This window comes from Tropicibacter sp. Alg240-R139 (genome assembly GCF_900537075.1).
In the GTDB taxonomy this organism is placed as follows: domain Bacteria; phylum Pseudomonadota; class Alphaproteobacteria; order Rhodobacterales; family Rhodobacteraceae; genus Falsiruegeria.
The window spans coordinates 1-25,979 of sequence record NZ_UNRA01000006.1; the positions used below are offsets into that span (position 1 = coordinate 1).

Annotated in this window: 39 protein-coding genes and 1 pseudogene; 38 read left to right on the forward strand and 2 right to left on the reverse strand. The window is 55.3% G+C overall.

What is annotated here, in order from left to right; translation table 11 throughout:
• The 6 genes and pseudogenes from tuf to speB all read left to right on the forward strand — a co-directional run.
• Positions 1-326 (forward strand): annotated as a pseudogene (gene tuf, locus G6R15_RS19030) (elongation factor Tu); the annotation flags it as partial.
• Positions 327-1,059: 733 nt separating this feature from the next.
• On the forward strand, positions 1,060-1,374 hold the full coding sequence (rpsJ, locus tag G6R15_RS19035) for a 30S ribosomal protein S10 (RefSeq protein ID WP_037314942.1): 315 nt from the start codon (positions 1,060-1,062) through the stop codon (positions 1,372-1,374).
• An 18-nt stretch (positions 1,375-1,392) separates the two neighbouring features.
• Positions 1,393-2,118, forward strand: coding sequence for a 50S ribosomal protein L3 (gene rplC / locus G6R15_RS19040; protein ID WP_164661562.1), 726 nt, complete (start codon positions 1,393-1,395; stop codon positions 2,116-2,118).
• Positions 2,115-2,732 carry a 50S ribosomal protein L4 gene (rplD, locus tag G6R15_RS19045; protein WP_164661563.1) on the forward strand — a complete coding sequence of 206 codons (618 nt, stop codon included), beginning with the start codon at positions 2,115-2,117 and terminating at the stop codon, positions 2,730-2,732. Before rplC ends, rplD begins: the two co-directional genes overlap by 4 nt.
• Complete coding sequence (locus G6R15_RS19050) at positions 2,729-3,025, forward strand: 50S ribosomal protein L23 (protein ID WP_108792439.1); 297 nt, start codon at positions 2,729-2,731, stop codon at positions 3,023-3,025. The genes rplD and G6R15_RS19050 overlap by 4 nt, the downstream gene beginning before the upstream one ends.
• Before the next feature lie 166 nt (positions 3,026-3,191).
• Entirely contained in the window at positions 3,192-4,160 is a 969-nt protein-coding gene (gene speB / locus G6R15_RS19055; RefSeq protein WP_164661564.1) for an agmatinase, read from the forward strand.
• Between the two features lie 191 nt (positions 4,161-4,351).
• Here speB and G6R15_RS19060 read toward each other — a convergent pair whose 3' ends face one another.
• Positions 4,352-5,629, reverse strand: a complete 1,278-nt coding sequence (locus tag G6R15_RS19060) for an adenylate/guanylate cyclase domain-containing protein (RefSeq protein ID WP_164661565.1) — start codon at positions 5,627-5,629, stop codon at positions 4,352-4,354.
• A gap of 133 nt (positions 5,630-5,762) precedes the next feature.
• On the opposite strand from G6R15_RS19060, the gene G6R15_RS19065 reads away from it, so the two are divergent.
• From G6R15_RS19065 to G6R15_RS19105, 9 genes are all read left to right on the forward strand, one after another.
• Positions 5,763-5,957, forward strand: a complete 195-nt coding sequence (locus G6R15_RS19065) for a hypothetical protein (RefSeq protein ID WP_164661561.1) — start codon at positions 5,763-5,765, stop codon at positions 5,955-5,957.
• A gap of 289 nt (positions 5,958-6,246) precedes the next feature.
• Positions 6,247-7,089, forward strand: coding sequence for a 50S ribosomal protein L2 (rplB, locus tag G6R15_RS19070; protein ID WP_164661566.1), 843 nt, complete (start codon positions 6,247-6,249; stop codon positions 7,087-7,089).
• A gap of 3 nt (positions 7,090-7,092) precedes the next feature.
• Entirely contained in the window at positions 7,093-7,371 is a 279-nt protein-coding gene (rpsS, locus tag G6R15_RS19075; protein WP_010437056.1) for a 30S ribosomal protein S19, read from the forward strand.
• Between the two features lie 3 nt (positions 7,372-7,374).
• Positions 7,375-7,755 (forward strand): 50S ribosomal protein L22, encoded by a 381-nt coding sequence (gene rplV, locus G6R15_RS19080; RefSeq protein WP_164661567.1) that lies wholly within the window; start codon positions 7,375-7,377, stop codon positions 7,753-7,755.
• Positions 7,755-8,462: a 30S ribosomal protein S3 gene (gene rpsC / locus G6R15_RS19085; protein ID WP_164661568.1), complete on the forward strand. Its 708-nt coding sequence runs from the start codon at positions 7,755-7,757 to the stop codon at positions 8,460-8,462. Before rplV ends, rpsC begins: the two co-directional genes overlap by 1 nt.
• 14 nt (positions 8,463-8,476) lie before the next feature.
• On the forward strand, positions 8,477-8,890 hold the full coding sequence (gene rplP / locus G6R15_RS19090; protein ID WP_108792445.1) for a 50S ribosomal protein L16: 414 nt from the start codon (positions 8,477-8,479) through the stop codon (positions 8,888-8,890).
• Positions 8,891-9,459: 569 nt separating this feature from the next.
• Complete coding sequence (locus tag G6R15_RS19095; protein WP_164661569.1) at positions 9,460-10,500, forward strand: hypothetical protein; 1,041 nt, start codon at positions 9,460-9,462, stop codon at positions 10,498-10,500.
• 204 nt (positions 10,501-10,704) lie between these two features.
• On the forward strand, positions 10,705-10,890 hold the full coding sequence (locus G6R15_RS19100; RefSeq protein WP_240336815.1) for a hypothetical protein: 186 nt from the start codon (positions 10,705-10,707) through the stop codon (positions 10,888-10,890).
• Between the two features lie 110 nt (positions 10,891-11,000).
• Positions 11,001-11,621: a 2OG-Fe(II) oxygenase family protein gene (locus tag G6R15_RS19105; protein ID WP_164661571.1), complete on the forward strand. Its 621-nt coding sequence runs from the start codon at positions 11,001-11,003 to the stop codon at positions 11,619-11,621.
• 2 nt (positions 11,622-11,623) lie between these two features.
• On the opposite strand, the gene G6R15_RS19110 is transcribed toward G6R15_RS19105, so the two are convergent.
• A complete protein-coding gene (locus G6R15_RS19110; protein ID WP_164661572.1) occupies positions 11,624-11,965 on the reverse strand; it encodes a DUF6122 family protein in 342 nt (113 codons plus the stop codon).
• A gap of 136 nt (positions 11,966-12,101) precedes the next feature.
• Between G6R15_RS19110 and G6R15_RS19115 the strand changes: the two genes are divergently transcribed.
• The 23 genes from G6R15_RS19115 to G6R15_RS19225 all read left to right on the forward strand — a co-directional run bounded on the left by G6R15_RS19115 (position 12,102) and on the right by G6R15_RS19225 (position 25,702).
• Positions 12,102-12,476 carry a hypothetical protein gene (locus G6R15_RS19115; RefSeq protein ID WP_164661573.1) on the forward strand — a complete coding sequence of 125 codons (375 nt, stop codon included), beginning with the start codon at positions 12,102-12,104 and terminating at the stop codon, positions 12,474-12,476.
• 198 nt (positions 12,477-12,674) lie between these two features.
• Positions 12,675-12,881 (forward strand): 50S ribosomal protein L29, encoded by a 207-nt coding sequence (gene rpmC, locus G6R15_RS19120; protein WP_074736205.1) that lies wholly within the window; start codon positions 12,675-12,677, stop codon positions 12,879-12,881.
• A 12-nt stretch (positions 12,882-12,893) separates the two neighbouring features.
• A complete protein-coding gene (rpsQ, locus tag G6R15_RS19125; protein WP_024088546.1) occupies positions 12,894-13,124 on the forward strand; it encodes a 30S ribosomal protein S17 in 231 nt (76 codons plus the stop codon).
• A gap of 86 nt (positions 13,125-13,210) precedes the next feature.
• Positions 13,211-13,579: a 50S ribosomal protein L14 gene (gene rplN, locus G6R15_RS19130; RefSeq protein WP_005621870.1), complete on the forward strand. Its 369-nt coding sequence runs from the start codon at positions 13,211-13,213 to the stop codon at positions 13,577-13,579.
• 2 nt (positions 13,580-13,581) lie between these two features.
• Positions 13,582-13,893, forward strand: coding sequence for a 50S ribosomal protein L24 (gene rplX / locus G6R15_RS19135; protein ID WP_085794081.1), 312 nt, complete (start codon positions 13,582-13,584; stop codon positions 13,891-13,893).
• Entirely contained in the window at positions 13,886-14,446 is a 561-nt protein-coding gene (rplE, locus tag G6R15_RS19140) for a 50S ribosomal protein L5 (protein ID WP_164661574.1), read from the forward strand. The genes rplX and rplE overlap by 8 nt, the downstream gene beginning before the upstream one ends.
• Positions 14,447-14,464: 18 nt before the next feature.
• Positions 14,465-14,770, forward strand: coding sequence for a 30S ribosomal protein S14 (rpsN, locus tag G6R15_RS19145; RefSeq protein ID WP_085794083.1), 306 nt, complete (start codon positions 14,465-14,467; stop codon positions 14,768-14,770).
• Positions 14,771-14,783: 13 nt separating this feature from the next.
• Positions 14,784-15,176 carry a 30S ribosomal protein S8 gene (rpsH, locus tag G6R15_RS19150; RefSeq protein WP_164661575.1) on the forward strand — a complete coding sequence of 131 codons (393 nt, stop codon included), beginning with the start codon at positions 14,784-14,786 and terminating at the stop codon, positions 15,174-15,176.
• 11 nt (positions 15,177-15,187) lie between these two features.
• Positions 15,188-15,721, forward strand: a complete 534-nt coding sequence (gene rplF / locus G6R15_RS19155) for a 50S ribosomal protein L6 (RefSeq protein ID WP_164661576.1) — start codon at positions 15,188-15,190, stop codon at positions 15,719-15,721.
• Positions 15,722-15,732: 11 nt separating this feature from the next.
• The gene (gene rplR / locus G6R15_RS19160; protein WP_058283506.1) at positions 15,733-16,092 is read left to right on the forward strand and encodes a 50S ribosomal protein L18; all 360 of its coding nucleotides are present in this window, start codon (positions 15,733-15,735) and stop codon (positions 16,090-16,092) included.
• A gap of 115 nt (positions 16,093-16,207) precedes the next feature.
• Complete coding sequence (gene rpsE / locus G6R15_RS19165; RefSeq protein WP_164661577.1) at positions 16,208-16,777, forward strand: 30S ribosomal protein S5; 570 nt, start codon at positions 16,208-16,210, stop codon at positions 16,775-16,777.
• Positions 16,778-16,789: 12 nt separating this feature from the next.
• A complete protein-coding gene (gene rpmD / locus G6R15_RS19170) occupies positions 16,790-16,978 on the forward strand; it encodes a 50S ribosomal protein L30 (protein ID WP_164661578.1) in 189 nt (62 codons plus the stop codon).
• Positions 16,979-17,118: 140 nt separating this feature from the next.
• Complete coding sequence (locus tag G6R15_RS19175) at positions 17,119-17,493, forward strand: ectoine synthase (protein WP_164661579.1); 375 nt, start codon at positions 17,119-17,121, stop codon at positions 17,491-17,493.
• Positions 17,494-17,768: 275 nt separating this feature from the next.
• A complete protein-coding gene (locus tag G6R15_RS19180) occupies positions 17,769-17,927 on the forward strand; it encodes a DUF1127 domain-containing protein (protein WP_240336816.1) in 159 nt (52 codons plus the stop codon).
• A gap of 69 nt (positions 17,928-17,996) precedes the next feature.
• On the forward strand, positions 17,997-18,626 hold the full coding sequence (locus G6R15_RS19185) for a 2-hydroxychromene-2-carboxylate isomerase (RefSeq protein WP_164661808.1): 630 nt from the start codon (positions 17,997-17,999) through the stop codon (positions 18,624-18,626).
• Positions 18,627-18,767: 141 nt separating this feature from the next.
• Positions 18,768-19,241: a 50S ribosomal protein L15 gene (gene rplO, locus G6R15_RS19190; protein ID WP_164661581.1), complete on the forward strand. Its 474-nt coding sequence runs from the start codon at positions 18,768-18,770 to the stop codon at positions 19,239-19,241.
• 108 nt (positions 19,242-19,349) lie between these two features.
• Entirely contained in the window at positions 19,350-20,714 is a 1,365-nt protein-coding gene (secY, locus tag G6R15_RS19195) for a preprotein translocase subunit SecY (RefSeq protein WP_164661582.1), read from the forward strand.
• Positions 20,711-21,289 carry an adenylate kinase gene (locus G6R15_RS19200; protein ID WP_164661583.1) on the forward strand — a complete coding sequence of 193 codons (579 nt, stop codon included), beginning with the start codon at positions 20,711-20,713 and terminating at the stop codon, positions 21,287-21,289. The genes secY and G6R15_RS19200 overlap by 4 nt, the downstream gene beginning before the upstream one ends.
• Positions 21,290-21,487: 198 nt before the next feature.
• Positions 21,488-21,856 carry a 30S ribosomal protein S13 gene (gene rpsM, locus G6R15_RS19205; protein WP_164661584.1) on the forward strand — a complete coding sequence of 123 codons (369 nt, stop codon included), beginning with the start codon at positions 21,488-21,490 and terminating at the stop codon, positions 21,854-21,856.
• A gap of 15 nt (positions 21,857-21,871) precedes the next feature.
• A complete protein-coding gene (gene rpsK, locus G6R15_RS19210; protein WP_164661585.1) occupies positions 21,872-22,261 on the forward strand; it encodes a 30S ribosomal protein S11 in 390 nt (129 codons plus the stop codon).
• Between the two features lie 117 nt (positions 22,262-22,378).
• Positions 22,379-23,395 carry a DNA-directed RNA polymerase subunit alpha gene (locus tag G6R15_RS19215; protein ID WP_164661586.1) on the forward strand — a complete coding sequence of 339 codons (1,017 nt, stop codon included), beginning with the start codon at positions 22,379-22,381 and terminating at the stop codon, positions 23,393-23,395.
• 135 nt (positions 23,396-23,530) lie between these two features.
• Positions 23,531-23,950: a 50S ribosomal protein L17 gene (gene rplQ, locus G6R15_RS19220; protein WP_164661587.1), complete on the forward strand. Its 420-nt coding sequence runs from the start codon at positions 23,531-23,533 to the stop codon at positions 23,948-23,950.
• A gap of 369 nt (positions 23,951-24,319) precedes the next feature.
• Positions 24,320-25,702 (forward strand): trypsin-like peptidase domain-containing protein, encoded by a 1,383-nt coding sequence (locus G6R15_RS19225; RefSeq protein WP_164661588.1) that lies wholly within the window; start codon positions 24,320-24,322, stop codon positions 25,700-25,702.
• Positions 25,703-25,979 lie beyond the last annotated feature (277 nt).

Consider the following 25,979-nt stretch of genomic DNA (forward strand, 5'->3'; position numbering starts at 1 on the left):
TTGAGCGTGGTCAGGTTCTGTGCGCACCCAAGTCGGTGAAACCGCACACCAAGTTCGAAGCCGAAGCGTACATCCTGACCAAGGATGAGGGTGGCCGTCACACGCCGTTCTTCGCGAACTACCGTCCGCAGTTCTACTTCCGTACGACTGACGTCACCGGCACCGTGAACCTGCCCGAGGGCACCGAAATGGTTATGCCTGGCGACAACCTGAAGTTCGACGTTGAACTGATCGCACCGATCGCAATGGAGCAGGGTCTGCGCTTCGCGATCCGCGAAGGCGGCCGCACCGTAGGCGCCGGCGTTGTGTCGAAAATCACTGAGTAATCAGAGCTCTGCTCTGATAGTGGCGACAGGGGCTTTTGCCTCAGGCAAGAGCTCCCGAAAGCCACACCGGTGAGACAAACAAAGAAGGCCGCTCCAATCGGAGCGGCCTTCTTCTTTGCGCTGACCTTCCTTAGAGCAGGGCGGGCTGGGCGCGAGTCGAATGCGGGTCGTTCGGGTGATCAATAGTCGTCAAGGTAACGACAAGGTGGGTTCGGCCAATTGTCCAAAAGGGCTTTATGAATAGCCTGAGTCCACGAAGAGTCCTTCGCTGCAGTTGGACCGCAGTATCCGCAATCAAAACTCCAAGTTTCAAAGCAAAAAGCGACATCCTCTAGATCGAGGTTCCCTACAACGTCCGAGAGGTATGCCATTCCATCGTTGGAGACACGGAGTTGCCTGTTCTGTGTGTCGTCCTTCGAGGCAATTAAGCGTTGAACATCTTTGTGGTTGAAAGGTTCGTTCAAGTTCAATTTCACAGGATACTTCCTTTGAAGAGATGCATTGTTTGCCATTATAGCAATCCAAGAGGAAGATTGCGGATTTGGGCAAAATGAATTTCTCCCAGAATATGTCGACCAACCCCTTGTCACACTGCCTTTTCAAGCGTATAGCGCGCGAGTTCTCATGAAGAACATGGAGGCGGGGTGATTCCCGTCTTTTGGGTTCGAAGAGGGGTTGCGGTGGTCGCTGTCCCTTCCTCTCAACCTCCACGCCTAAGAAAAGGCACATGCTTATGCAAAGCCAAAACATCCGTATTCGGTTGAAGGCATTTGACTATCGCGTGTTGGATGCGTCCACACAAGAGATCGTCAACACTGCCAAGCGGACCGGCGCCAACGTTCGTGGCCCGATTCCCCTGCCGAACAAGATCGAGAAATTCACAGTTCTGCGTGGCCCCCACGTTGACAAGAAGTCCCGCGATCAGTTCGAAATTCGTACGCACAAGCGTATGCTCGACATCGTTGATCCGACTCCCCAGACCGTGGACGCGCTGATGAAGCTCGACCTCGCCGCTGGTGTGGACGTCGAGATCAAGTTGCAGTCGTAAGATCGGAGGGTATTGATTATGCGCTCTGGTATTATCGCAAAGAAAGTGGGCATGACCCGCGTGTTCAAAGAAGACGGCAAGCAGATTCCTGTGACCGTTCTTCAGCTTGAAGCACTGCAGGTTGTGGCTCAGCGTACTGCTGACAAAGACGGCTACACCGCCGTTCAGCTGGGCGCGGGTACCCCGAAAGTTAAGCGCGTTTCCAAAGCTATGCGCGGTCACTTCGCAGGCGCGAAGGTTGAGCCCAAGCGCAAGCTGGTCGAATTCCGCGTGTCCGAGGATGCACTGATCGAAGTCGGCGCAGAAATCTCGGCCGAGCACTTCCTGGAAGGTCAGAAAGTTGACGTTTCGGGCACCTCGATCGGTAAAGGTTTCGCCGGCGCGATGAAGCGCTGGAACTTTGGTGGTCTGCGCGCGACGCACGGTGTTTCGATCTCGCACCGTTCGCACGGTTCGACTGGTCAGTGTCAGGATCCGGGTAAGGTCTTCAAAGGCAAGAAGATGGCTGGTCACATGGGCGCTGCCCGTATCACCACACAGAACCTGGAAGTCGTCAAAACCGACGCCGACCGTGGTCTGGTCTTCATCAAAGGCGCCGTTCCCGGTTCCAAAGGTGGCTGGGTCACCGTCAAGGATGCCGTGAAGAAGAAAGCCCCCGAAGGTCTGCCGTTCCCGGCGGCTGTTAAAGCGGCCGCAACTGAAGCACCTGCTGAAGAAGCACCCGCGGAAGGTGGTGAAGCATGAAACTTGACGTGATCAAACTGGATGGCGGCAAAGCAGGCGACATCGAATTGTCGGAAGACCTGTTCGGCCTGGAGCCCCGCGCGGACATCCTGCACCGTGTGGTCCGTTGGCAGCGCAACAACGCGCAGGCCGGCACCCACAAGGTAAAGACCCGTTCGGAAGTCAAATACTCGACCAAGAAGATCTATCGCCAAAAAGGCACCGGTGGCGCACGCCACGGCGCTCGCTCGGCTCCGATCTTTCGCGGTGGTGGTATCTACAAGGGCCCAACCCCGCGTAGCCACGGCCACGAGCTGACCAAGAAATTCCGCAAGCTGGGTCTGCGTCACGCGCTGTCCGCTAAAATGGCTGCGGGTGAGCTGGTTGTGATCGAGAACGCTGACACCGAAGCCAAAACCGCTGCTCTGGCCAAACAGGTTGCAAACCTGGGCTGGAAACGTGCACTGGTCATCGACGGCGCTTCCGTGAACGAAGGCTTCTTGAAGGCTGCGCGCAACATTGAAGGTCTGGATATCCTGCCGACAATGGGCGCAAACGTTTATGACATCCTCAAGCGTGACACCCTGGTGATCACCAAAGCGGGTGTCGAAGCACTGGAGGCTCGACTGAAATGAGCGCGAAGGCAGAACACTACGACGTGATCCGCAAGCCGGTCATCACCGAGAAGGCAACCATGGCGTCCGAAAACGGCGCGGTTGTGTTCGAAGTGTCGATCGACAGCAATAAACCTCAGATCAAAGAGGCCGTTGAGGCCCTGTTTGGTGTAAAGGTCAAAGCGGTCAACACCACCATCACCAAAGGTAAAGTCAAGCGTTTCCGCGGCCAGCTGGGCAAGCGTAAAGACGTGAAGAAGGCCTATGTGATGCTGGAAGAAGGCAACACAATCGACGTGTCCACCGGACTCTGAGATTAGCTTTTCTGAAGAATTGAAAGCCCCTCGCTGAAAGGCGGGGGGCTTTTTTTGTTCAAATTGACACAAGATCGTAATTTGATCAAAAATTTGGGTTGTGCTGGACGGGCGACCGTGGGTTGATCGGGACAGCACCCGGCAACAGAAAATCAGGAGGGTATCCGTGGCCAAGTCAGATGACATCCCGGTCGATCAGGCGTTTCTTAGGAGTGACCTGAAGGGAACCGAACTCGAAAACAGTTTTTCGGGAGCCCTGAGTTTCATGCGCCGAAAGTACAGTCGGGATCTGAGCGGGGTTGATGTTGCCGTAACGGGTGTTCCGTTTGACTGTGCGGTATCAAACCGCCCCGGATGTCGATTTGGCCCTGAGGCTATTCGCCGTGCTTCGGCGCAATTGGCGTGGGGGCCGATCTGGCCCTGGGGATTTGATCCTTTTAATGTTTTGGCCGTTGTCGATTATGGCGACTGCGCCATCGACTACGCCAAGTCTGCTTTGATCGATGAAGCGATTGTGGATCATATGAGACCCATTATTGATGCTGGGGCTTTCCCTCTGGTCTTGGGTGGGGACCACTATATCTCGTACCCGCTGCTGAAAGCGCAGGCTAAAAAGCATGGCCCCTTGGCCTTTTTGCATTTCGATGCTCACCGGGACGTCGAGGTCTCGGATGTCCGCTGCCAAGATCACGGGTCTATGTTCCGCTACGCGCTTGAAGACGGGCTAATTGACCCGGAAAAGTCGATACAGATTGGAATTCGTACGACGTTCGAAGGCGAGCAAAGCCATGGAATGACCATCCTGCACGCTGATAAAGTGCAAGAGATGTCTGCGGCCGAAGTGGCAGTGGCCGTGCGCGAGGTCGTGGGAACGTCTAAAACATACCTGACATTCGACATCGATTGCCTGGACCCGGCATTTGCGCCGGGCACGGGGACCCCGGTTGTTGGCGGCCTTTCGTCCCATCAGGCATTGTCGATCCTGCGACGGCTTGTCGGGATCGATTTTGTCGGAGCGGATTTGGTTGAGGTTTCGCCGTCATATGACGTCGCGCAGATCACCAGCCTTGCCGCCGCGACTATCGCTACGGAAATCCTGTGTGTCCACGCAGAGAATGTGAAGCAATCGACCTGACGGTCTGCGATGCTCAGCCTGCCACTTGGATCGCAGTAGTCAACGCCATCGACGTGTCCGCCGGACTCTGAGATTCGCCTCTCTATAGGTTTGAAGGCCCCTCGCTGAAAAGCGGGGGACCTTTCATATTTGCAGACACCGCTTTTAGCCTTCAACATCTGGTAGATCAGTCGCCCTTGATGGAGTTCTTCCTAGGCTGAATGATTGTTGGCCAATCTAAAGACATCAACCGGATCTCGGATGCCTTTGAGAGTTACCTTCCCGACGGAGACCGAAGGGAAATTTTCCTCTACCGCGATTGCGGCGCGGGCGCTTAGCAAGATTGCACCGTCTTCAGCTAGTTCGCAGAGGCGTGAGCCGACATTGATCGCCGTACCGGACGCGGTGTAATCTGAGCGACCTTCATATCCAACCATACCAACAGTTGCATAGCCAAGCGATATGCCGACGCCAAAGCCCAAACGGTGACCCATACGCTTCCATGTCTGGCAAAGATCCGTCATCCGGGTGCGCATGGCAATCGCCAGCCGGACGGCATTTCCAGCCGGGTCGTCACAGGGCAGCGGGTCGTTGAACAATGCCATGATCCCGTCTCCCATCCGGAGATCAACACCTACGCTATGGGCATTGATCAACTTGCCCATCTCTTTGTGATAAGTTTGCAGCACTTCTATGGTTTCTTCGGGTTCAGCCGTTTCGCAAAACGCCGTGAACCCACGGATGTCGCAGAACAGCACGCCGAGTAGGGCTCGGTGACTCGACAGCATCTTTTCCGACCCAGAGGAAATGATCGTATCGGCCACAGCAGAAGGAAGAAAGCGTTTGAGCCTTCCCATCCTCTCGACATGAGCCACCTGTTCTTTGACTCTTTCTTCTAGCTCAGCGTTGAGCGCTTCGAGTGCTCGAAACTGATGGACATTGTCGATGGCGATCACAGCTTGGGCGGCAAATGTCTCAACCAATTTGACCTCTTCCGGCAAAAAAGGCTCCGGTTCTTGCCGAGTCAGGCTGATACTTCCAAAGGCGATGCCATCGCGCATCAAAGGTACGCTGAGATTGGCCCGTACGCCCGCATCGTCCACAAGTCTGCGCCGCCCTTCGTGGCCCGCGCGATAGAGGTCGGTTTTCTTTAAGTCGGCTATGTGCTGCACCACGCCCTCACGCACTGCAGCACACATCGCAAGGGGTTCGTTCATTCCTATTTTGAATCCTAGCGGAAATGTGCCTTTGTCCAATCTAGGCCCAATTCGATGAAGCGTTAAATGCGTTCGTTCATCGTTGGCAAGCATTAGACCGCTGCCGGATGCACTGCAAAGGCGTTCAGCATTATCAAGAATCACGTCGAACACCGGCCCCTCGTCGTCGCGGCTTTGGCTAATGACGTTGAGAATGTCGCGCGTCGCTTGCTCGCGCTCTTGCTTGCGAACAGATTTTTCTACCTGACTTTTGCGATCTGCATCTTCTGTCACAGCCTGTCTTTGTCCCATTTGGCACAATACCAAACTTAGTCTGGCATGACTGCGTTTACCAAACAAATTCACGGCTGACTGTTTGTGGCCATTGGTTTTGTGCTCAGGGCAGCCATTGCTTTGGGTGCGTGACGTGGATAGGCTCGTGGACATGAAGCATGTGCCCAAAGAAACGACAGATGACGCTCTTATTCAGGAATTCCTGAACAAGGGCGGTAAAGTGAGCGTTGGCAAGACTAAGCCTGCGAACCCCGAGCTGGGGCTCAGCAAGAATGTCTGGAACAACAAGCTGACCAAGGAAGAGAAGGCCGCGCGCGACAAGAAGTGAGCGCGCGAACCACCTGTTGACGTGGGTTCCTGCTCGGCTTGAATGTCGGCACAGGGAATCTGCGATGACTCTATAGACACCCCTATTGTTCTCTGGTACGTCGCAGCAATCGTGCAGCCTCGGATTCGTTCCGGGGCTCTTGATTTTGGAATCTGGGACCTTCGGGGCCCTATACATCAGGCACCTTAGTAGGACGTTTCCAATGGAAACTGACGGGCGGGGGCCTTTAACATAGCTGGACCAAAGACAACAACCTAAGGTCTGGCACGCTAAACGGAAGACAGAAAGCATGGCACTTAAGTCGTATAAGCCGACGACGCCAGGCCAGCGTGGGCTGGTGCTGATCGACCGTTCGGAGCTCTGGAAAGGACGCCCCGTCAAAGCCCTCACCGAGGGTCTGACGAAATCGGGTGGCCGGAACAACACCGGACGGATTACCTCACGTCGTCGTGGGGGTGGGGCCAAGCGCCTCTACCGTATCGTTGACTTCAAACGTAACAAATTTGATGTCGCAGCAACCGTTGAACGGATCGAATATGACCCGAACCGGACTGCGTTCATCGCACTGGTCAAATATGACGACGGCGAGCAGGCCTATATCCTTGCTCCGCAGCGTCTGGCTGTTGGTGACACCGTTGTTGCCTCGGTAAAGGCCGACATCAAGCCGGGTAACGCAATGCCGTTCTCGGGCATGCCGATCGGTACCATCGTTCACAACATCGAAATGAAGCCCGGTAAAGGCGGTCAGATTGCCCGCGCAGCTGGTACTTATGCTCAGTTCGTTGGTCGTGACGGCGGTTACGCTCAGATCCGCCTGAGTTCGGGCGAACTGCGCCTGGTGCGTCAGGAATGCATGGCCACCGTTGGTGCAGTGTCGAACCCTGACAACTCCAACCAGAACTACGGTAAAGCCGGTCGTATGCGCCACAAAGGCATCCGTCCGTCGGTTCGTGGTGTTGTCATGAACCCGATCGACCACCCACACGGTGGTGGTGAAGGCCGGACTTCGGGTGGTCGTCACCCGGTGACCCCATGGGGTAAGCCGACCAAGGGTGCACGTACCCGCAACAAGAACAAAGCGTCCAGCAAGCTGATCATCCGCTCGCGGCACGCCAAGAAGAAAGGGCGTTAATAGATGTCTCGCTCTGTTTGGAAAGGCCCTTTTGTTGACGCTTACGTTCTCAAAAAGGCAGAAGCTGCTCGTGAATCGGGCCGTAACGAAGTGATCAAGATCTGGTCGCGTCGTTCCACCATCCTACCCCAGTTCGTGGGTCTGACATTTGGTGTGTACAACGGTCATAAACACATTCCCGTCAACGTCTCGGAAGACATGATTGGTCAGAAGTTCGGTGAATATTCGCCGACCCGTACCTATTATGGCCACGCCGCTGACAAAAAAGCGAAGCGGAAGTAAGTCATGGGCAAGGCAAAGAATCCCCGCCGCGTGGCAGACAACGAAGCTATGGCAAAACTGCGCATGCTTCGCACCAGCCCGCAGAAACTGAACCTGGTTGCAGCGATGATCCGCGGCAAGAAGGTTGATCGTGCTTTGACCGATCTGACCTTCTCGAACAAGCGTATCGCAGCAGACGTGAAGAAATGCCTTCAGTCCGCAATCGCCAACGCCGAGAACAACCACAACCTGGACGTCGATGAACTGATCGTCGCCGAGGCGTATGTGGGTAAGAACCTGACCCTGAAGCGCGGTCGCCCGCGGGCACGTGGCCGGTTCGGCAAGATCATCAAGCCGTTCTCGGAACTCACCATCAAGGTGCGTCAAGTTGAGGAGCAAGCGTAATGGGTAACAAAGTAAATCCGATCGGCATGCGCCTTCAGGTCAACCGTACCTGGGACAGCCGCTGGTACGCAGACACCAAAGACTATGGTGACCTGCTGCTCGAGGATCTGAAAATCCGCGAGTTCATCAAGGATGAGTGCAAGCAAGCGGGTATTGCTCGTGTGATCATCGAACGTCCGCACAAAAAGTGCCGCGTCACGATCCACACTGCACGCCCGGGCGTCATCATCGGCAAGAAAGGTGCAGACATCGAAACTCTGCGCAAGAAGATTGCTTCGATGACCGACAGCGAGCTGCACCTCAACATCGTTGAGGTTCGTAAGCCCGAGCTGGACGCACAGTTGGTTGGCGAGTCCATCGCTCAGCAGCTGGAACGTCGTGTATCCTTCCGCCGCGCCATGAAGCGTGCGGTTCAGAACGCCATGCGCATGGGCGCCCTGGGTATCCGGGTGAACGTGGCTGGTCGTCTGGGCGGCGCTGAAATCGCACGGACCGAATGGTACCGCGAAGGTCGTGTGCCTCTGCACACTCTGCGTGCCGACATCGATTATGCAAATGTGGAAGCTACTACTCCCTACGGGATCATCGGGATCAAGACCTGGATCTTCAAAGGCGAGATCATGGAGCATGACCCGCAGGCGCGTGACCGTAAAGCACAGGAACTCCAAGATGGCCCTGCACCTCGTGGTGCTGGCGGTCGTCGCTAAGGGAGGCTTGAACTATGCTTCAACCAAAGCGCACTAAATTCCGCAAGATGCACAAGGGCCGGATCAAAGGCCTGGCAAAAGGCGGATCTGATCTGAACTTCGGCACCTATGGTCTGAAGGCTCTGCAGCCTGAGCGCGTCACCGCGCGCCAGATCGAAGCTGCACGTCGTGCCATGACGCGTCACATGAAACGTCAAGGCCGTGTATGGATCCGTATCTTTCCCGACACTCCGGTCACCTCGAAGCCGACCGAAGTTCGTATGGGTAAAGGTAAGGGTTCCGTTGATTTCTGGGCAGCCAAGGTCAAGCCTGGCCGCGTGATGTTCGAAATCGACGGCGTCAATGACGACATCGCACGCGAGGCCCTGCGCCTGGCTGCGATGAAGCTGCCGATCAAAACCCGTATCGTGGTTCGCGAAGACTGGTAAGCCGGTTTATATCGCAAGACTTTGGAACCCCGCCGAGTGATCGGCGGGGTTCTTTTTTGCGTGTTCGCAGTTTCGTGCGGGTCATATGTCGCTCGGGGTCAATTTGGGAGAATGCAGAACAGTATTTTATGCCACAAACCACTCAATTGATCTGAGCTACTGGCATCACCGGTCCAGCGCTGAAAGCCATTGTCGAGTTCGCAACGGGCAGAAGCCGGGCCATGCAGCAAGAGATCGAAAATCCCTATTCAACGATGTGCTTAGAGGTAGATGTCAGTAACATCCGCGTAGAGTTTTCCGATCTGCTTTCTACCAAGGGGGCAAGCGGTGGAAACGGGATCGCAGAACTCTAGCAGGGCAGGCTTTGGGAAAAGGCCTCGTTTCTGGGAAGTATGCAGTATCTGCATCCAACGATTTACCGACAAAGTACTTTGAGTGGTAGTCATTTTTCGGTGCGGCTGCCTTAGTAGATTTTATTTGGGGGTGGCCAGAATGTATTTCTCCACTTTCCTTTTATTGTTACAATCTAAAGACGAATTGATTCTTTTGTGATATATTTGGGGGTGCTAATGGAGCTGCTATTTCTTTTGGGACTTGGGGTGTCGGTTGGTGTCGGGGCCATGGTGCTAAATGACGACGACGATGAGGTTTCCGAGGCCACAGGATTTGACCTCGACGAAAACAACGATCTTGTCGGAACGATGGGCAACGACACGCTGAGTGCGGGCAACCTGGACCAGTTGGAAGACAACCGAAGTGCCGAGGTGCGTGGCGGCGAAGGTGACGACCTTATTGATTTCAATGCATTGATTGACGAGGTCCTCACACCTGGCGAAAAGCATTCCGTGCGAGCGAACTTTGACGAGGTGTCTGGGGGCGCGGGCAACGATACCATCGTGATGGAAGAATTGAATGGTGACCCGGGCACGATTTCGGGCGGGGATGGCGACGATTCCATTCGCTATGGGTCCGAGAGTACTGGGGGGAACACAGTGATCGACGGGGGCGACGGCAACGATACAATTGACGCCTCCGAAACTAACGATGTCGAAATTCACGGCGGTGCAGGCGATGACTACATTCAAGCGTTGTATGAAGGGTACTCGGGTGATGGGTACTCAACTCACGTCTATGCTGGTGAAGGGGACGATACGCTTCGCCTCGACCCGGTTTCGCCTTTTCAGACTTTCTCGCATGTCGCGATCCAAGAGGCTTTTGGTGGTGCTGGCGCTGACCGATTTGAACTGCTGATTGACGAGGGAGAGATCTCGGATGATTCGCTGACCGCTGAAGACGTTCGAGAGCAAAACGAAAATCCCTATGAACCTGGGTACGACATGTTTTTTGTCGATGACGAAACGCTCGGTGCTGTTGCGTTTAGCCTTCCCGATTTCGAAGCGGGCGTAGATGTTCTGTCGATCGAAGCGAGTACGCTGAACGATGAATACACGTTCGCCGGTGCACGCAGCGAGGCGGATGGCGACGACGGCAGTCGGATTATCCTGACGTATGAAAGCGACGAATTGATAACGCGTGAGGTGCATATCCTGATCGGTGCGCCAGGTGTTACGATGGCTGACGTGGAACTGATCGACGGCACGACTGCTTGAATGCAGTGACCGTGACGTGTGGGCATCAGCAAAACCAAGCCAACGTGCTGAATAGCCAGCCTGATTTCGCCGACTGAAATTCGCAAGCGTGAATATCGGATTCGACTTCTGGCAGATTTTCTGCAAATCTTGGGGAGAGGAACGTTTCCTCGCACAGAGTCCCACGTGCTGGGAACAAATATTTGAACGAGAGGACAATTGAAGATGAAACTGAAGTTTGCTGCCCTTGGTCTGGTTGCCGCGACGCTGGTTGCCTGCGCTCAGCAGGAAGAGATCGTGCCGGTCACATTTACTCCGACCTATGACAAGCTAGGTAACGCCAGCTGCCCCGAAGGTTACACATTGGCCACCACCACAGCTGGTGCCACGGTCTGCTCGCCGCTGTCCTGAGCAAGAAAACAAAGGGGTGGTCCAGTGGGCCGCCCTATTTGATTCAGAGATCAGGGATTATCCACCCTTCACACTCTCGCGCTTGCGCAACTGCTGAGGTATGAGGGCGCATGCCCAAGATTGAATCGCTTTTCGTCACCCGCCTTTATCACGCCGCGCTTTCGGAATTTGGCCCCATGGTCGATGCCCAAGAGTTGGAGGCGTCCTGTTATTCCATTGCCGAAGACGATGAGGCAGGGCAGGAGTGGTGCGAAGAGAACGGTTATCCTGGCTATACGTCTTATGCTTCGCTGACCGATCTGGGTTGGCGGTTCCCGATTTTCGCCGATATGATCAAGTCGCTGGATAGCCATGTGATGGCTTTTGCCAAGGATTTGGAATTCGATCTGGATAACCGCGAACTCAAGCTGGAAGACATCTGGATCAACATCCTGCCCGAAGGCGGCATGCACTCCAGCCACATTCACCCCCATTCTGTGATCTCAGGCACCACCTATGTTTCGATGCCCGAGGGAGCCAGTGCATTGAAGCTCGAAGATCCTCGCTCAGCCCGAATGATGGCGGCACCGACACGGGTGAAAGAGGGGCGCCGCGAACTGCAGCCGTTCATATATGTGAAGCCGCAGGTGGGCGACGTTTTGCTTTGGGAAAGCTGGTTACGCCACGAGGTGCCGATGAATATGGCCGAGGATGAGCGGATCTCTGTCAGTTTCAACTACCGCTGGGACTGACGTCAAAGGTTGAATGTGCCCTGCATGATGCAATCTAGGCTGTCGGTCGCCAGGTGCCACAGGCAACCGAGCGCAAAGGCACGGACTTTCCAAGACGGGATGAGCATGGCACAGCCATAGGTAGCGGCGGCTATGGCAGAGTGCAGGGGGTGGAACCCAATGCTGCACCGATTTGGGTCAAAGATCGGTGTGGCGAGCAGGTGATCGGCGTCTATTATATTGGCCACAATCATCAATAAAGCTGCGACCAACCATCGTTCGCGCCCGAACACCACACGCGCAATGGCAAACGGCATCAAAAAGTGAAAGCCGTAGTGGATCAAATGCGCGATGGTTTCGTTCATGATATGCCCCGAACTTTATCCGCTGCGTTGATTGTTCAAAGACGGTTTCAGATCAAGTCGATTATGGGTTGTGTCTTATGCGGGGCTTGTGAAAAAAAGCCGCAATTGCATTCGCTTACTCAAGATCTCCCGCCACATGATCACCTCTCAATTCCAAGCGGTTACACTGAGTGAAGGCGAGCAGATTGTTTTTTCTGAGCAGAGCCGGGTGCTTCCCATACTCAAGGACGCCATCTATATCGCCATCTTTGCACCGACCTTGATGCTGATGCCCTGGCTGACCGTACATCGCATGTTTCGACGTTCAGTTTACCTTGTTACCACACAGCGAGTTTTGGTGGTCGAGCCTGACGGGGTTGTGGGGGAAATTGGAGTATCTGATATTGTCGGTTTCCGTGGGACTCGCAGCTCGCTGCTGATCATTGGTGGGACTTCTCGATTGTGGTTGCCCCGGTTGCACGATGCTTGGCGGTTTGAAACGATCGTGCAACGGGTGATTGAAAGGGTTTGAATGCCTTGGCATTGCGTCAATGCACAAAGGGGAAAAGGCGAAAACTTTCCCTTGCCCCCATGTCGGGCCTCCCCTATAGAGCACCATCTTGTGCGTCCCCTGACCGAGTCGGGGGATTCGCATGTGTTGTATTCATCCACCAGGTCAAAGGTGACCCGTTTACGGGGCCTTCTGGTGTTTTGAGAAAAGGAAAAGGCGATGAACGCCCAAGAACTTCGTGACAAGACTCCGGACCAGCTCCGCGAGGAACTCGCAAACCTGAAGAAAGAGAGCTTTAACCTGCGCTTTCAACAGGCAACCGGTCAGATGGAAAGCACTGCAGGCATCAAGGCGGCGCGCCGCAATGCTGCTCGTGTAAAAACCATTTTGAACGAAAAAGCTGCAGCCGCAGCTTCTGAAGAATAAGGAGCCTGAAGTATGCCCAAACGTATCCTCACAGGCACCGTGACATCGGACGCCAACGCACAGACCGTAACTGTCTCGGTTGAACGTCGTTTCACACACCCCGTTCTGAAGAAAACCATCCGTAAGTCCAAGAAATACCGGGCTCACGATGAAAAGAACGCTTTCAAGGTCGGCGACTCTGTACGCATCATCGAATGCGCGCCGAAATCGAAAACGAAACGTTGGGAAGTTCTGGAAGCTTAAATCCTAAGCTTCCCGGACGACTCGACAGAGTCGAAACCCTGGGGATCAGGCCACGCATCGGCCCCCCATAGGTCGGGAGAAACCACATGATCCAGATGCAAACAAACCTGGATGTTGCTGACAACTCTGGCGCTCGCCGAGTTCAGTGCATCAAGGTTCTGGGTGGCTCCAAGCGTAAGTACGCATCCGTTGGCGACATCATCGTCGTTTCGGTTAAGGAAGCCATCCCGCGCGGTCGCGTTAAGAAAGGTGATGTCCGTAAGGCCGTCGTCGTTCGCACCGCCAAAGAAGTACGTCGCGAAGACGGTACAGCGATCCGTTTTGATCGCAATGCTGCCGTTATCCTGAACAACAACAACGAGCCCGTAGGTACACGTATCTTTGGCCCGGTTGTTCGTGAGCTGCGCGCGAAAAACTTCATGAAAATCATCTCGCTCGCTCCGGAGGTGCTGTAACTATGGCTGCTAAACTCCGCAAAGGCGACAAGGTCGTCGTGCTGGCCGGTAAGGACAAGGGCAAAGAGGGCACTATCACCTCGGTTGACCCGTCCGCAGGCAAAGCAGTGGTCGATGGCGTGAATGTCGCTATCCGCGCCACCCGTCAGACGCAGAACAGCCAGGGCGGTCGCATCCCCAAAGCGATGCCGATCGAACTGTCGAACCTGGCTCTGCTGGACGCAAACGGTAAAGCAACCCGCGTTGGCTTCCGCATGGAAGGTGACAAGAAGGTCCGCTTCGCCAAGACCACAGGGGACGTGATCGATGCTTGATTCCGCAAACTATACCCCGCGTCTGAAAACTCAGTACGTTGAAACCATCCGTGCCGCTCTGAAAGAAGAGTTCGGCTACAAGAACGACATGCAGCTGCCTAAGCTGGATAAAATCGTTCTGAACATCGGTTGTGGTGCTGAAGCGGTCAAAGACTCGAAGAAAGCCAAATCGGCTGTCGAGGATCTGACTGCGATTGCAGGTCAAAAAGCTGTGTCCACCAAGGCAAAGAAATCGATCGCGGGCTTCCGTGTTCGTGAAGAAATGCCTCTGGGTGCCAAGGTGACCCTGCGCGGTGACCGGATGTACGAATTCCTGGACCGCCTGATCACCATCGCGATGCCGCGTATCCGTGACTTTCGCGGTGTGAAGCCTTCTTTCGACGGTCGTGGCAACTTTGCCATGGGCATGAAAGAGCACATCGTGTTCCCCGAAATCGACTTTGATAAAGTCGACGAGAACTGGGGCATGGACATCGTAATCACCACCACAGCGAACACCGACGCTGAAGGCAAGGCACTGTTGAAAGCTTTCAACATGCCGTTCAACGCGTAAGCGCCGGGAGGATAAGACATGGCTAAAAAAGCAATGATCGAACGCGAAAAGAAGCGCGAGCGCCTGGTGGCAAAATACGCTGCCAAACGCGCCGAGCTCAAAGAGATCGCGAATGACGAAAGCAAGCCGATGGAAGAGCGTTTCAAAGCGCGTCTGAAACTGGCGAAACTGCCGCGCAACAGCTCGGCAACTCGTCTGCACAACCGCTGCCAGCTGACCGGCCGTCCTCACGCTTATTACCGTAAGCTGAAGATCAGCCGTATTGCGCTGCGCGAGCTGGGCTCTGCTGGTCAGATCCCCGGCATGGTGAAATCGAGCTGGTAAGGGAGACATAGATATGAACGATCCTATCGGCGATATGCTCACCCGTATCCGTAACTCTCAGATGCGCGGCAAATCCACCGTCATGACCCCGGCTTCCAAGCTGCGGGCATGGGTGTTGGATGTGCTGGCGGACGAAGGTTACATTCGCGGTTATGAAGCAACCACTGGTGTCGACGGCCATCCGGCAATCGAAATCAGCCTCAAGTACTACGAAGGCACTCCTGTCATTCGCGAACTCAAGCGGGTCTCCAAGCCCGGTCGTCGCGTCTACATGGGCGTCAATGACATCCCGTCGGTCCGTCAGGGCCTGGGCGTGTCGATTGTCAGCACTCCGAAAGGCGTGATGTCGGATGCAAACGCTCGCTCCAACAATGTTGGCGGCGAAGTGCTCTGCACCGTCTTCTAAGGAGGTCTGCAATGTCTCGTATTGGTAAAAAACCGGTCGAACTGCCCAGCGGTGTAACCGCGTCGGTGTCCGGCCAAACCATCGAAGTCAAAGGCCCCAAAGGGACCCGTAGCTTCTCGGCGACTGACGACGTGACACTCAGTGTCGAAGACAACGTCGTCAAAATCACCCCGCGCGGCATGTCCAAGCGTGCGCGTCAGCAGTGGGGCATGTCCCGCACCGTGGTTGCCAATCTGGTGACCGGCGTGACTTCCGGCTTCAAAAAAGAGCTGGAGATCCAAGGTGTTGGTTACCGGGCTCAGATGCAGGGCAACACCCTGAAGCTGAACCTGGGTTTGTCGCACGACGTTGACTATGTGGCACCCGAAGGCGTGACCATCACAGCGCCCAAGCAAACCGAGATTGTTGTCGAAGGTAACGACGAACAACAGGTCGGCCAGGTTGCTGCTGAAATCCGCGCATGGCGTAAGCCCGAGCCCTACAAAGGCAAAGGCATTCGCTACAAGGGCGAATTCATCTTCCGTAAGGAAGGCAAGAAGAAGTAAGGACCAGCAAAATGGCAAACAGCAAAAGAACCCTGTTTCTGAAGCGCCGCTTGCGCGTCCGGAACAAACTTCGCAAGGTCAACGCCGGACGTCCGCGTCTGTCCGTTCACCGTTCGAACAAGAACATCAGCGTCCAGCTGATCGACGATGTTCGTGGCGTGACACTGGCTTCGGCCTCGACCCTGGAAAAAGATCTGGGCGTCGTTGGCAAGAACAACGTCGAAGCAGCTACCAAAGTGGGCGCGGCAATTGCCGAGCGCGCAAAGAAAGCTGGCGTTGAAGAAGCGTACTTTGATCGCGGTGGTTTCCTGTTCCACGGTAAAGTGAAGGCCCTGGCCGACGCTGCCCGTGAAGGCGGCCTGAAGATCTAAATCAGTGTGGGCGGTGCTTGCATCGCCCCGATGATCCGGGGGTTCCGGTTTCGGTCGGACCCACCAGGATTGAATATTTTGGGTGCCAGTCGCCCTGATGAAAGGAATGCCACTCATGGCAGAACGTGATAACCGCCGGGGCAACCGTCGTGACCGCGACGAAACTCCGGAATTCGCAGATCGCCTGGTCGCGATCAACCGCGTCAGCAAAACCGTAAAAGGCGGTAAGCGCTTTGGCTTTGCTGCTCTGGTTGTTGTTGGCGATCAAAAAGGCCGCGTAGGCTTTGGCAAAGGTAAAGCGAAAGAGGTCCCCGAGGCCATTCGTAAAGCCACCGAGCAAGCCAAGCGCCAGATGGTCCGCGTGCCTCTGCGCGAAGGCCGCACCCTGCACCACGACGTCGAAGGTCGTCACGGCGCAGGCAAAGTTGTGATGCGGACCGCACCGGAAGGTACTGGTATCATCGCCGGTGGTCCGATGCGTGCTGTGTTCGAAATGCTGGGCGTGAAAGACGTGGTTTCCAAGTCGATCGGCTCGCAGAACCCGTACAACATGATCCGCGCCACCATCGACGGGCTGAAAAAAGAAGCCAGCCCCCGTTCGGTTGCACAGCGTCGTGGCAAAAAGGTTGCTGACATCCTGCCCAAGCGGGACGAAGCACCGGCTGCTGCCGAAGCTGAAGCGTAAGGAGACGGACACATGGCAAAAACCATCGTTGTAAAGCAGATCGGTTCCCCGATCCGCCGCCCCGCCGACCAGCGTGCTACTCTGGTTGGGCTGGGTCTGAACAAGATGCACAAAACCCGTGAACTCGAAGATACTCCTTCGATTCGTGGCATGGTCAACAAGATCTCGCATCTTGTTGAGATCATCGAAGAGCGCGACTAAGCTTTTTGAAAGTCAGAACTAGAAAACGCCCTCGGGAAACCGGGGGCGTTTCTCTTTTGTCTCTCGCGAAAATCTGTTGCCGGGGAACACGGTCTGCGAAACAGTGCGTCAGTTGGCGCTTTGGCAGATGGGAGAGTGACATGATCGTCAAATATCTGAAATCCGTGATCGGAACAGGTGATCACATGGTAGGTTACGACCTGGAAAGTCGCCGCATTCTGCTGGCGCGCGATGGGTTGGGGTACTCCTTGCATGACACCGTGGTCGAGGCCGGGAATGAGCTGCACCTGCAGTACAAGAACCACATCGAATCCAACTATGTGATTGAGGGTGTGGGAACGGTTGAAAACGTGGCGACCGGTGAGGTTCACGATCTGAGTGTTGGCTCGATCTATGTTTTAGATAAGAATGATGCACACATACTGCGAACCAAGACGAAGATGCGCTTTGTTTGCGTCTTCACGCCTGCGTTGAGCGGCGAAGAGCGACACGATGCAGACGGCAGCTACGATTAGTCCTGAGTTCGGGTCTCCAGGCTAAAGTTAGACCGCCTCCGAGCTCCGGGGGCGTTTTTTGTCAAGGGTTGCTTTAGCTGCATAGCGGCCAGACCCGAGTGTGCGTTGTCCTCAGGTCACGCAGGTCATACGTGCGGTTTGTCTTAAAGAACAGAAGCAAACCCGCCGGGTAATCAGGCCCGATCCGAATGAGGAATTGAAGAATGGCATATGTCGCAACACACCAAGGATTTGGTCACACCCTGACAGCTCGCATCCGTGCGGCGTACGACAACATGAAACAGTCACGCGTTCTACGTCGTGAATACAGTCGTACTGTGAACGAGCTTTCCGGCCTGACCGATCGTGAACTGCACGACTTTGGCTTCAGCCGTTACGAGATTCACGACATCGCGAATCGCCACGTTTATGGTGACCAGTTCCGTCACCTGTGATCGCTGCAGGTGGGCAGGTTTTCTTTGCTGTAGCGATGAGTTGCATCTAGTCTCGCGGAGAGGAACACGATTGACTATTACTACTCGGCCCACTCGGCTTTTGCCTACCTCGGATCTCGCCGTCTGTACGAAGTTTGCAAACAGCACTTGGTTACCTTGATCCATAAGCCGATCATACTGTCGCCGGTGGTCGAGGCTCAGGGCTCGTTGCCGTTTCGTGATCGGACGCAGGCACATGTCGACTACTTCTTTGGGCGCGAAATCGAACGTTGGGCGGAATACCGCGATGTCCCGGTGATTTCATACCGCCCGACCCATCATGACGCTGATTATAGTTTGGCCTCTGGAATGATTGCAGCTCTTGGTTTTTCCGGACCAGACGTAGATGTCTTTGCTCACGCCATCCTGGAGGCGCATTGGCGGGATGATGCGAATTTGTCGGATCGCGCGACACTGATGAGAATCGCGCAGCAATGCGGCCAGGATGGGGACGTGTTGGCCGAGCAGGGTGCTGGAGCAGAGGCGCAGGCCATAGTCGCGGCAAATTCCGAAGACGCGCTTGGACTCAGTGTTTTTGGTTCGCCGACCTATGTTGTGGATGGCGACCCATTTTACGGTCAGGATCGGTTGGAATTGGTTGAGCGAGCGGTACAATGCCCGTTTGAGCCCACTCAGTGGGCCAATCCACCTGTTAGCTGACCGTGGATCGAAAGGCTTGATCTGCGCTGACAGGCCCGCTATACGCGCCCGGTGGCGCAGAGCGCCGCGAGAATCAAAATCAAGAAATGCCGTGGTTGGCCCACTCGCTTCGAGGGTCACATCCGGCTTAGGAGAAGCGATATGAAACTGCACGAGCTGAGTGACAACGTCGGCGCAACCAAAAAACGCACCCGCGTAGGTCGCGGTGTCGGTTCCGGCAAAGGTAAGACCGGTGGCCGTGGTATCAAAGGTCAGAAATCCCGTTCGGGTGTGGCCATCAACGGCTACGAAGGCGGCCAGATGCCCTTGTACCAGCGTCTTCCCAAGCGTGGCTTTAACAAGCCGAACCGTAAGGAATTCGCCGTTGTGAACCTGGGCCTGATCCAGAAGTTCGTCGACGCCAAGAAACTGGACAGCGCAGCAGCCATCACCGAAGACGCGCTGATCGCGTCCGGTCTGGTTCGCCGCAAACTGGACGGCATCCGCGTTCTGGCAAAAGGCGAAGTGACCGCCTCTTTGAACATCGAAGTAACCGGCGCATCGAAAGCTGCTGTTGAAGCAGTCGAAAAAGCGGGCGGTTCACTTAAAGTCACAAAAGCTGCTGCGGCAGAGTAAGCGCTTGTGAGCGGCGCCTAAGCCGCTTACATAGTCGCATGAGTTTTCCATGACGCCGCCCGAGCCGGAAGACGGTTCAGGGCGGCGTTTTCATAAGAGAGACCGATAATGGTATCAGCAGCAGAACAAATGGCGGCTAACACGAGTTGGTCCGCCCTTGGCAAAGCCACCGATCTGCGCAACCGCATCCTGTTCACCCTGGGTTTGTTGATCGTCTATCGCTTGGGCACCTTTATTCCGGTGCCGGGTATCGACGGCGTCGCCCTGCGTGAGTTCATGGAGCAGGCGGGGCAGGGCATCGGCGGAATGATTTCGATGTTCACCGGCGGGGCGCTTGGGCGCATGGGCATCTTTGCCCTGGGCATCATGCCCTACATCTCGGCCTCGATTATCGTGCAGCTGTTGACGGCCATGGTTCCCCAACTTGAGCAACTCAAGAAAGAGGGCGAACAGGGTCGCAAAAAGATCAACCAATACACTCGTTTTGGCACCGTGGCGCTGGCCACTGTTCAGGCCTATGGCCTGGCAGTGTCTCTGGAATCGGGCGATCTGGCGACTGATCCCGGTCTCTATTTCCGTTTCGGGACCATGATCACGTTGGTCGGCGGCACGATGTTCCTGATGTGGCTGGGTGAGCAGATTACCGCACGCGGAATAGGCAACGGTATCTCGCTGATTATCTTTGTGGGCATCATCGCCGAAGTTCCTGCCGCCTTGGCGCAGTTCCTGGCTTCTGGTCGTTCGGGCGCGCTGAGCCCAGCCGTGATCATTGCTGTGATCCTGATGGTAATCGCCACCATCACGTTTGTGGTGTTCATGGAACGTGCCCTGCGTAAGATTCATATCCAATACCCGCGTCGTCAGGTCGGCATGAAGGTCTATGACGGTGGCTCCAGCCACCTTCCGGTCAAAGTGAACCCCGCAGGTGTGATCCCGGCAATCTTTGCCAGCTCGCTGCTGTTGTTGCCGGTCACGATCTCGACGTTCTCGCAAGGTACAGCCAACGGCCCGATCATGTCCTGGTTGCTTGCAAACTTTGGTCCAGGTCAGCCGCTTTACTTGTTGTTCTTCGTCTCGATGATCGTGTTCTTTGCGTATTTCTATACGTTCAACGTTTCGTTCAAACCCGATGATGTGGCGGACAACCTGAAGAACCAGAACGGTTTTGTTCCAGGTATCCGCCCAGGCAAGAACACAGCTAAGTACCTTGAATATGTGGTTAATCGTATTCTGGTCATGGGGTCGGCCTATCTTGCGCTGGTCTGTGTGTTGCCGGAAATCCTGCGAGGCCAGTTTGCAATTCCGTTTTATTTCGGTGGTACCTCGGTGCTGATTATCGTCTCTGTTACGATGGATACGATTCAGCAGGTACAAAGTCACTTGCTTGCGCATCAATACGAAGGACTCATTGAAAAGTCCCAACTGCGTGGCAAAAGTAAGAAACGCGGTAGGAAGGGACCCGCTCGTCGATGAACATCATTCTATTGGGCCCGCCGGGTGCGGGCAAAGGTACTCAGGCGGGGCATTTGGTTACGTCCCGCGGCATGGTACAGCTGAGCACAGGCGATATGCTGCGCGAAGCAAAGAGCAGCGGCACCGAAATGGGTAAGCGCGTTGCCGAGGTTATGGACAAGGGAGAATTGGTCACAGATGAGATCGTCATCGGCCTGATCCGCGAAAAGCTGGAGCAAGGTGCCGAAGGTGGTTTCATCTTCGATGGTTTCCCACGCACACTGGCGCAAGCCGATGCCCTAGGCGAGTTGTTGGCCGAAAAGGGTGAGGCCCTGGCCGCAGTGATCGAGATGAAAGTTGATGATGAAACGCTGGTGCAGCGAATCGTCAACCGGGCGGCCGAAGCCGTTGCTGCAGGCAAAGAAGCCCGCGCCGACGACAATGAGGCCAGCGTGCGCATCCGGCTGATGGAATACTATAAAAAGACCGCTCCGCTGATCGGTTACTACCACGCCAAAGGTCTGCTGACCGATGTTGATGGTCTGGGCGCAATTGAAGCGGTACAAAGTGAGATCGGCGCCATTCTAGATGCCTGATCACATATGGGCTTGACCCTGAGGGGAAAAGCCCATATCGACCCACATCCCTCTGGGAATCGACCGCGTCCGCGAGATTCGTTTCGCGTTCAAGGACTACCTCAAATAATGCTGGACCCTCTGGCGACACTGCCAAGGTAAAGCGTTGTGAAAAAAGGTTCTGGAGTTACGGAACCGCAACGAAAAGGAAAGTGACACGTGGCACGTATTGCCGGCGTTAATATCCCGACTGCAAAGCGGGTACCAATCGCCCTAACATATATCACCGGTATCGGTAACACTTCGGCCGCAGAAATCTGCGAAGCCGTGGGTATTGAAGCGACCCGTCGCGTCAATGAACTGTCGGATGCCGAAGTTCTGAAAATCCGCGAGCACATCGACGAAAACTATACCGTCGAAGGTGACCTGCGTCGCGAAACTCAGATGAACATCAAACGTTTGATGGACCTGGGCTGCTACCGCGGTCTGCGCCATCGTCGTAACCTGCCCGTTCGCGGTCAGCGTACCCACACCAACGCTCGTACTCGCAAAGGTCCTGCAAAGGCCATTGCTGGTAAGAAGAAATAAGGGAGGGTTTGATCAATGGCACGCGATAAGACTCGTACCAAGAAAAAAGAGCGTAAGAATATCGCTTCGGGCGTAGCCCATGTGAATTCCTCGTTCAACAACACCAAGATCCTGATCTCGGACGTACAGGGCAACGCGATCGCATGGTCGTCGGCTGGTACCATGGGTTTCAAAGGGTCGCGGAAATCGACTCCCTACGCTGCTCAGATGGCTGCAGAAGATGCAGGCAAAAAGGCACAGGATCACGGCGTCAAAACGCTGGAAGTTGAAGTTCAGGGCCCCGGTTCGGGTCGTGAATCGGCTCTGCGCGCTCTGGCTGCAGTGGGCTTCAACATCACGTCGATTCGTGACGTGACGCCGATCGCTCACAACGGCTGCCGCCCACCGAAGCGCCGCCGCGTCTAAGCGATACCAAATTTGAACTGGGGCTGTGTCATCGGACACGGCCCCAGTCCGTCATTTTAAACCTCGGGCGTCTGCACCTTTCCGGACATGGGGCGCAGACAGGAATGGAGGGACAACATGATCCACAAGAATTGGGCAGAACTGATCAAGCCGACCCAGCTGGACGTTAAGCCGGGCAATGACCCTGCACGTCAAGCAACGGTCGTGGCCGAGCCTCTTGAGCGTGGCTTTGGTCTGACTCTGGGCAACGCCCTGCGTCGCATCCTGATGAGCTCGCTGCAAGGCGCTGCCATCACCAGCGTTCAGATCGACAACGTTCTGCACGAGTTTTCCAGCGTGGCCGGTGTGCGTGAAGACGTCACCGACATCATTCTGAATCTCAAGCAGGTGTCCCTGCGCATGGAAGTCGAAGGGCCCAAGCGCTTGTCGATTAATGCGAAAGGTCCTGCCGTTGTCACGGCTGGTGACATCAGTGAGAGCGCTGGCATTGAGATCCTGAACCGCGACCACGTGATTTGTCACCTGGATGATGGCGCCGACTTGTTCATGGAACTGACCGTGAACACCGGCAAGGGCTATGTATCGGCTGAAAAGAACAAGCCCGAAGATGCACCTATCGGCCTGATCCCGATCGACGCGATCTATTCGCCGGTCAAGAGGGTGTCTTATGACGTTCAGCCGACCCGTGAAGGTCAAGTTCTGGACTATGACAAACTGACCATGAAGGTTGACACAGACGGGTCGATCACCCCGGATGACGCTGTCGCTTTTGCAGCGCGCATCTTGCAGGATCAATTGTCGATCTTCGTCAACTTCGATGAGCCTGAATCTGCTGGTCGCCAGGACGAAGACGACGGTCTGGAATTCAACCCGCTGCTGCTCAAGAAAGTGGACGAGCTGGAATTGTCGGTTCGCTCGGCAAACTGCCTGAAGAACGACAACATCGTCTACATCGGCGATCTGATCCAGAAGACCGAAGCCGAGATGCTGCGGACGCCGAACTTTGGCCGCAAGTCATTGAACGAGATCAAAGAAGTGCTTTCGGGCATGGGTCTTCACCTGGGCATGGACGTCGAGGATTGGCCGCCGGACAACATCGAAGATCTTGCCAAGAAGTTCGAAGACAACTTCTAAGAATTCGGGAAGGGCGTCAGCCCTTCCCGTCAATGCCCGGACTGCCGGGGAAGAATGGGCAAACCCGCCCCAAGGTGAATGGCTGACACGCATCGGCCATCGGACAAAGCAAAAGCTAGACGAAGGATTTGAAAAATGCGTCACGCACGTGGATATCGCCGCCTGAACCGTACACATGAGCACCGTAAGGCGCTCTTTGCGAACATGGCTGGCTCGCTGATCGAGCACGAGCAGATCAAAACAACTTTGCCCAAGGCAAAGGAACTGCGTCCGATCATCGAAAAACTGATCACCCTGGGCAAACGCGGTGACCTGCACGCACGTCGTCAGGCCGCAGCCCGCCTGAAAGAAGACCAGTATGTTGCGAAACTGTTCGACATTCTGGGCCCCCGCTACAAGGACCGTCAGGGCGGTTACGTCCGTGTCCTGAAAGCAGGCTTCCGTTATGGTGACATGGCTCCGATGGCAATCATCGAATTCGTCGACCGCGACGTCGACGCAAAAGGCGCTGGCGACAAAGCTCGTATTGCTGCCGAAGAGGCCGCCGAAGACTAAACGCACCCGGTGTTGAACCGATTGCGAACCCCCGTTCACTCGAACGGGGGTTTTTCTTTGGGCGGGCGCGTGGACTTATTGGAACTGGTGAAACAGCGTGAGGTTTTTCACGCCTAACCAACATCTAACGACCGGGAGCGGCGTGACGAATTGCTATTCGGCTTACAATTTGAGCCACAGGATCCAAGTTGGGGAGAACGTGGCGCAACGGACGCCTCGGTTAACGTGATGGGTGAATAACCTGAGGGGCAATGGACGTTTCTGAACACCAATATTGTCCTGATAAGGATTCTGGTCGCTGGTGACGGGTTGCATTCTGGCAAGTGCCCCCGCATATCGCTGTCGTAGCCGAGCGTTCCCGGAGGACCTATGATCCGCGCCATCTTGCCCATGATGTTGCTTTTGGCAGCACCCGATGCGATCGCTGAGACACGCGTTCCAACCTCATCAAGCGAAATTTCGTTGGGTTTTGCGCCTGTGGTTAAACACTCGGCTCCCGCGGTGGTTAATATTTATGCCAAGATTATCACCAACGATCAGCCCAACCCGTTTTTTTCCGACCCCTTCTTTCAAGACTTCTTTGGAGGTTTTGGAGCACCGCAACAAAGGGTTCAGAATTCATTGGGTTCGGGTGTAATTCTGAGCGACGATGGCTATGTCGTCTCGAACTATCACGTCGTTGGTATGGCATCGGAGATTCAAGTGGTGACAACAGACCGCCGCGAGTATTCGGCGAGTGTGGTCTTGGGCGATGAAGAGAGTGACATTGCCATTTTGCGGATGGAGGACGCAAAAGATTTGCCGTCTCTATCCCTGCGCGATTCAGATCAGGTTGAGGTTGGTGAACTCGTATTGGCCGTCGGCAACCCTTTTGGGGTCGGGCAAACCGTAAGTAGCGGGATTGTGTCCGGTCTTGCGCGGTCGGGGGCTGCGACCGGCAAGGCGCGCGGGTATTTCCTGCAAACAGATGCGGCGATCAACCCAGGAAACTCCGGAGGGGCGTTGATCGACGTGAACGGTGATCTGATCGGTATCAACACTTCGATCCTCAGTCGTTCGGGTGGGTCGAATGGGATCGGATTTGCCATCCCTGCCAATCTGGTGCGCGAATTTTTGCGACAGGCGCGCGAGGGAAATGAATATTTTGTGCGCCCCTGGGCGGGGATTGCGGGGCAGCCGATGAACGCGGACATTGCGGATTCGCTCGGGCTGGTTCTACCCGAAGGGGTTGTGATCTCGGACATACATATGGTCAGCCCACTTGCGCGAGCTGGGTTCGAAGTTGGGGATGTGGTGACCCATGTGGATGGCGAGCCGGTGAATTCACCTTCCGAAATGATGTTCCGCATGTCGGTGACAGGCATTGGTGGTGTATCGACGATGACCCGCCTGCGTGATGGCGAGCGCGGAGAGTTAAGCGTCGAGATGATGGAGGCGCCAGATGAACCACCCGCCGAAGACATCAAGCTTGATGACCAAACCGTGTTGCCTGGCCTTGTGGTGGCGCGTGCCAACCCAGCTGTGATTTCTTATTTAGGTCTGCCGCTTTCAGCCAACGGTGTCGTTGTGGTCGATCCCGGCCCCTTTGGTGCCCGAGCGGGTCTGCAGCGCGGGGACATCGTGGATGGGATCAATGGCGAGGCGATGGAGACAACCCAGGACGTCCGTCAGGCCCTGACCAGAACCGGCCGGTGGGTGCAGTTGGATCTGCAGCGGCGCGGTCAGAAGCTGTCATTGCGATTTCGTTTGTGACTCATGGTGAACCTGTCTGGCGCAGTTTCAGGGATCAATGTCGCAGTGAGTGAGACGTCAGATTGGCACTCGCCGCTGGCCGTCGGCCCAGGTCTCTGACCGCATAATCGAACCAAAAGAACGGGTGGAACACGCGCTTGGGCTGAGCTGTTTTTGGCGTCAAAAAACCTGACGATGGAGACTGATGTGTGTCTAGACGCGCTTACAGCAATGGTGAGTTGATTGATAAGTTCATCGTTGCACTTACTCCCGAAGTGAATTCTTCAATGCACTGCGA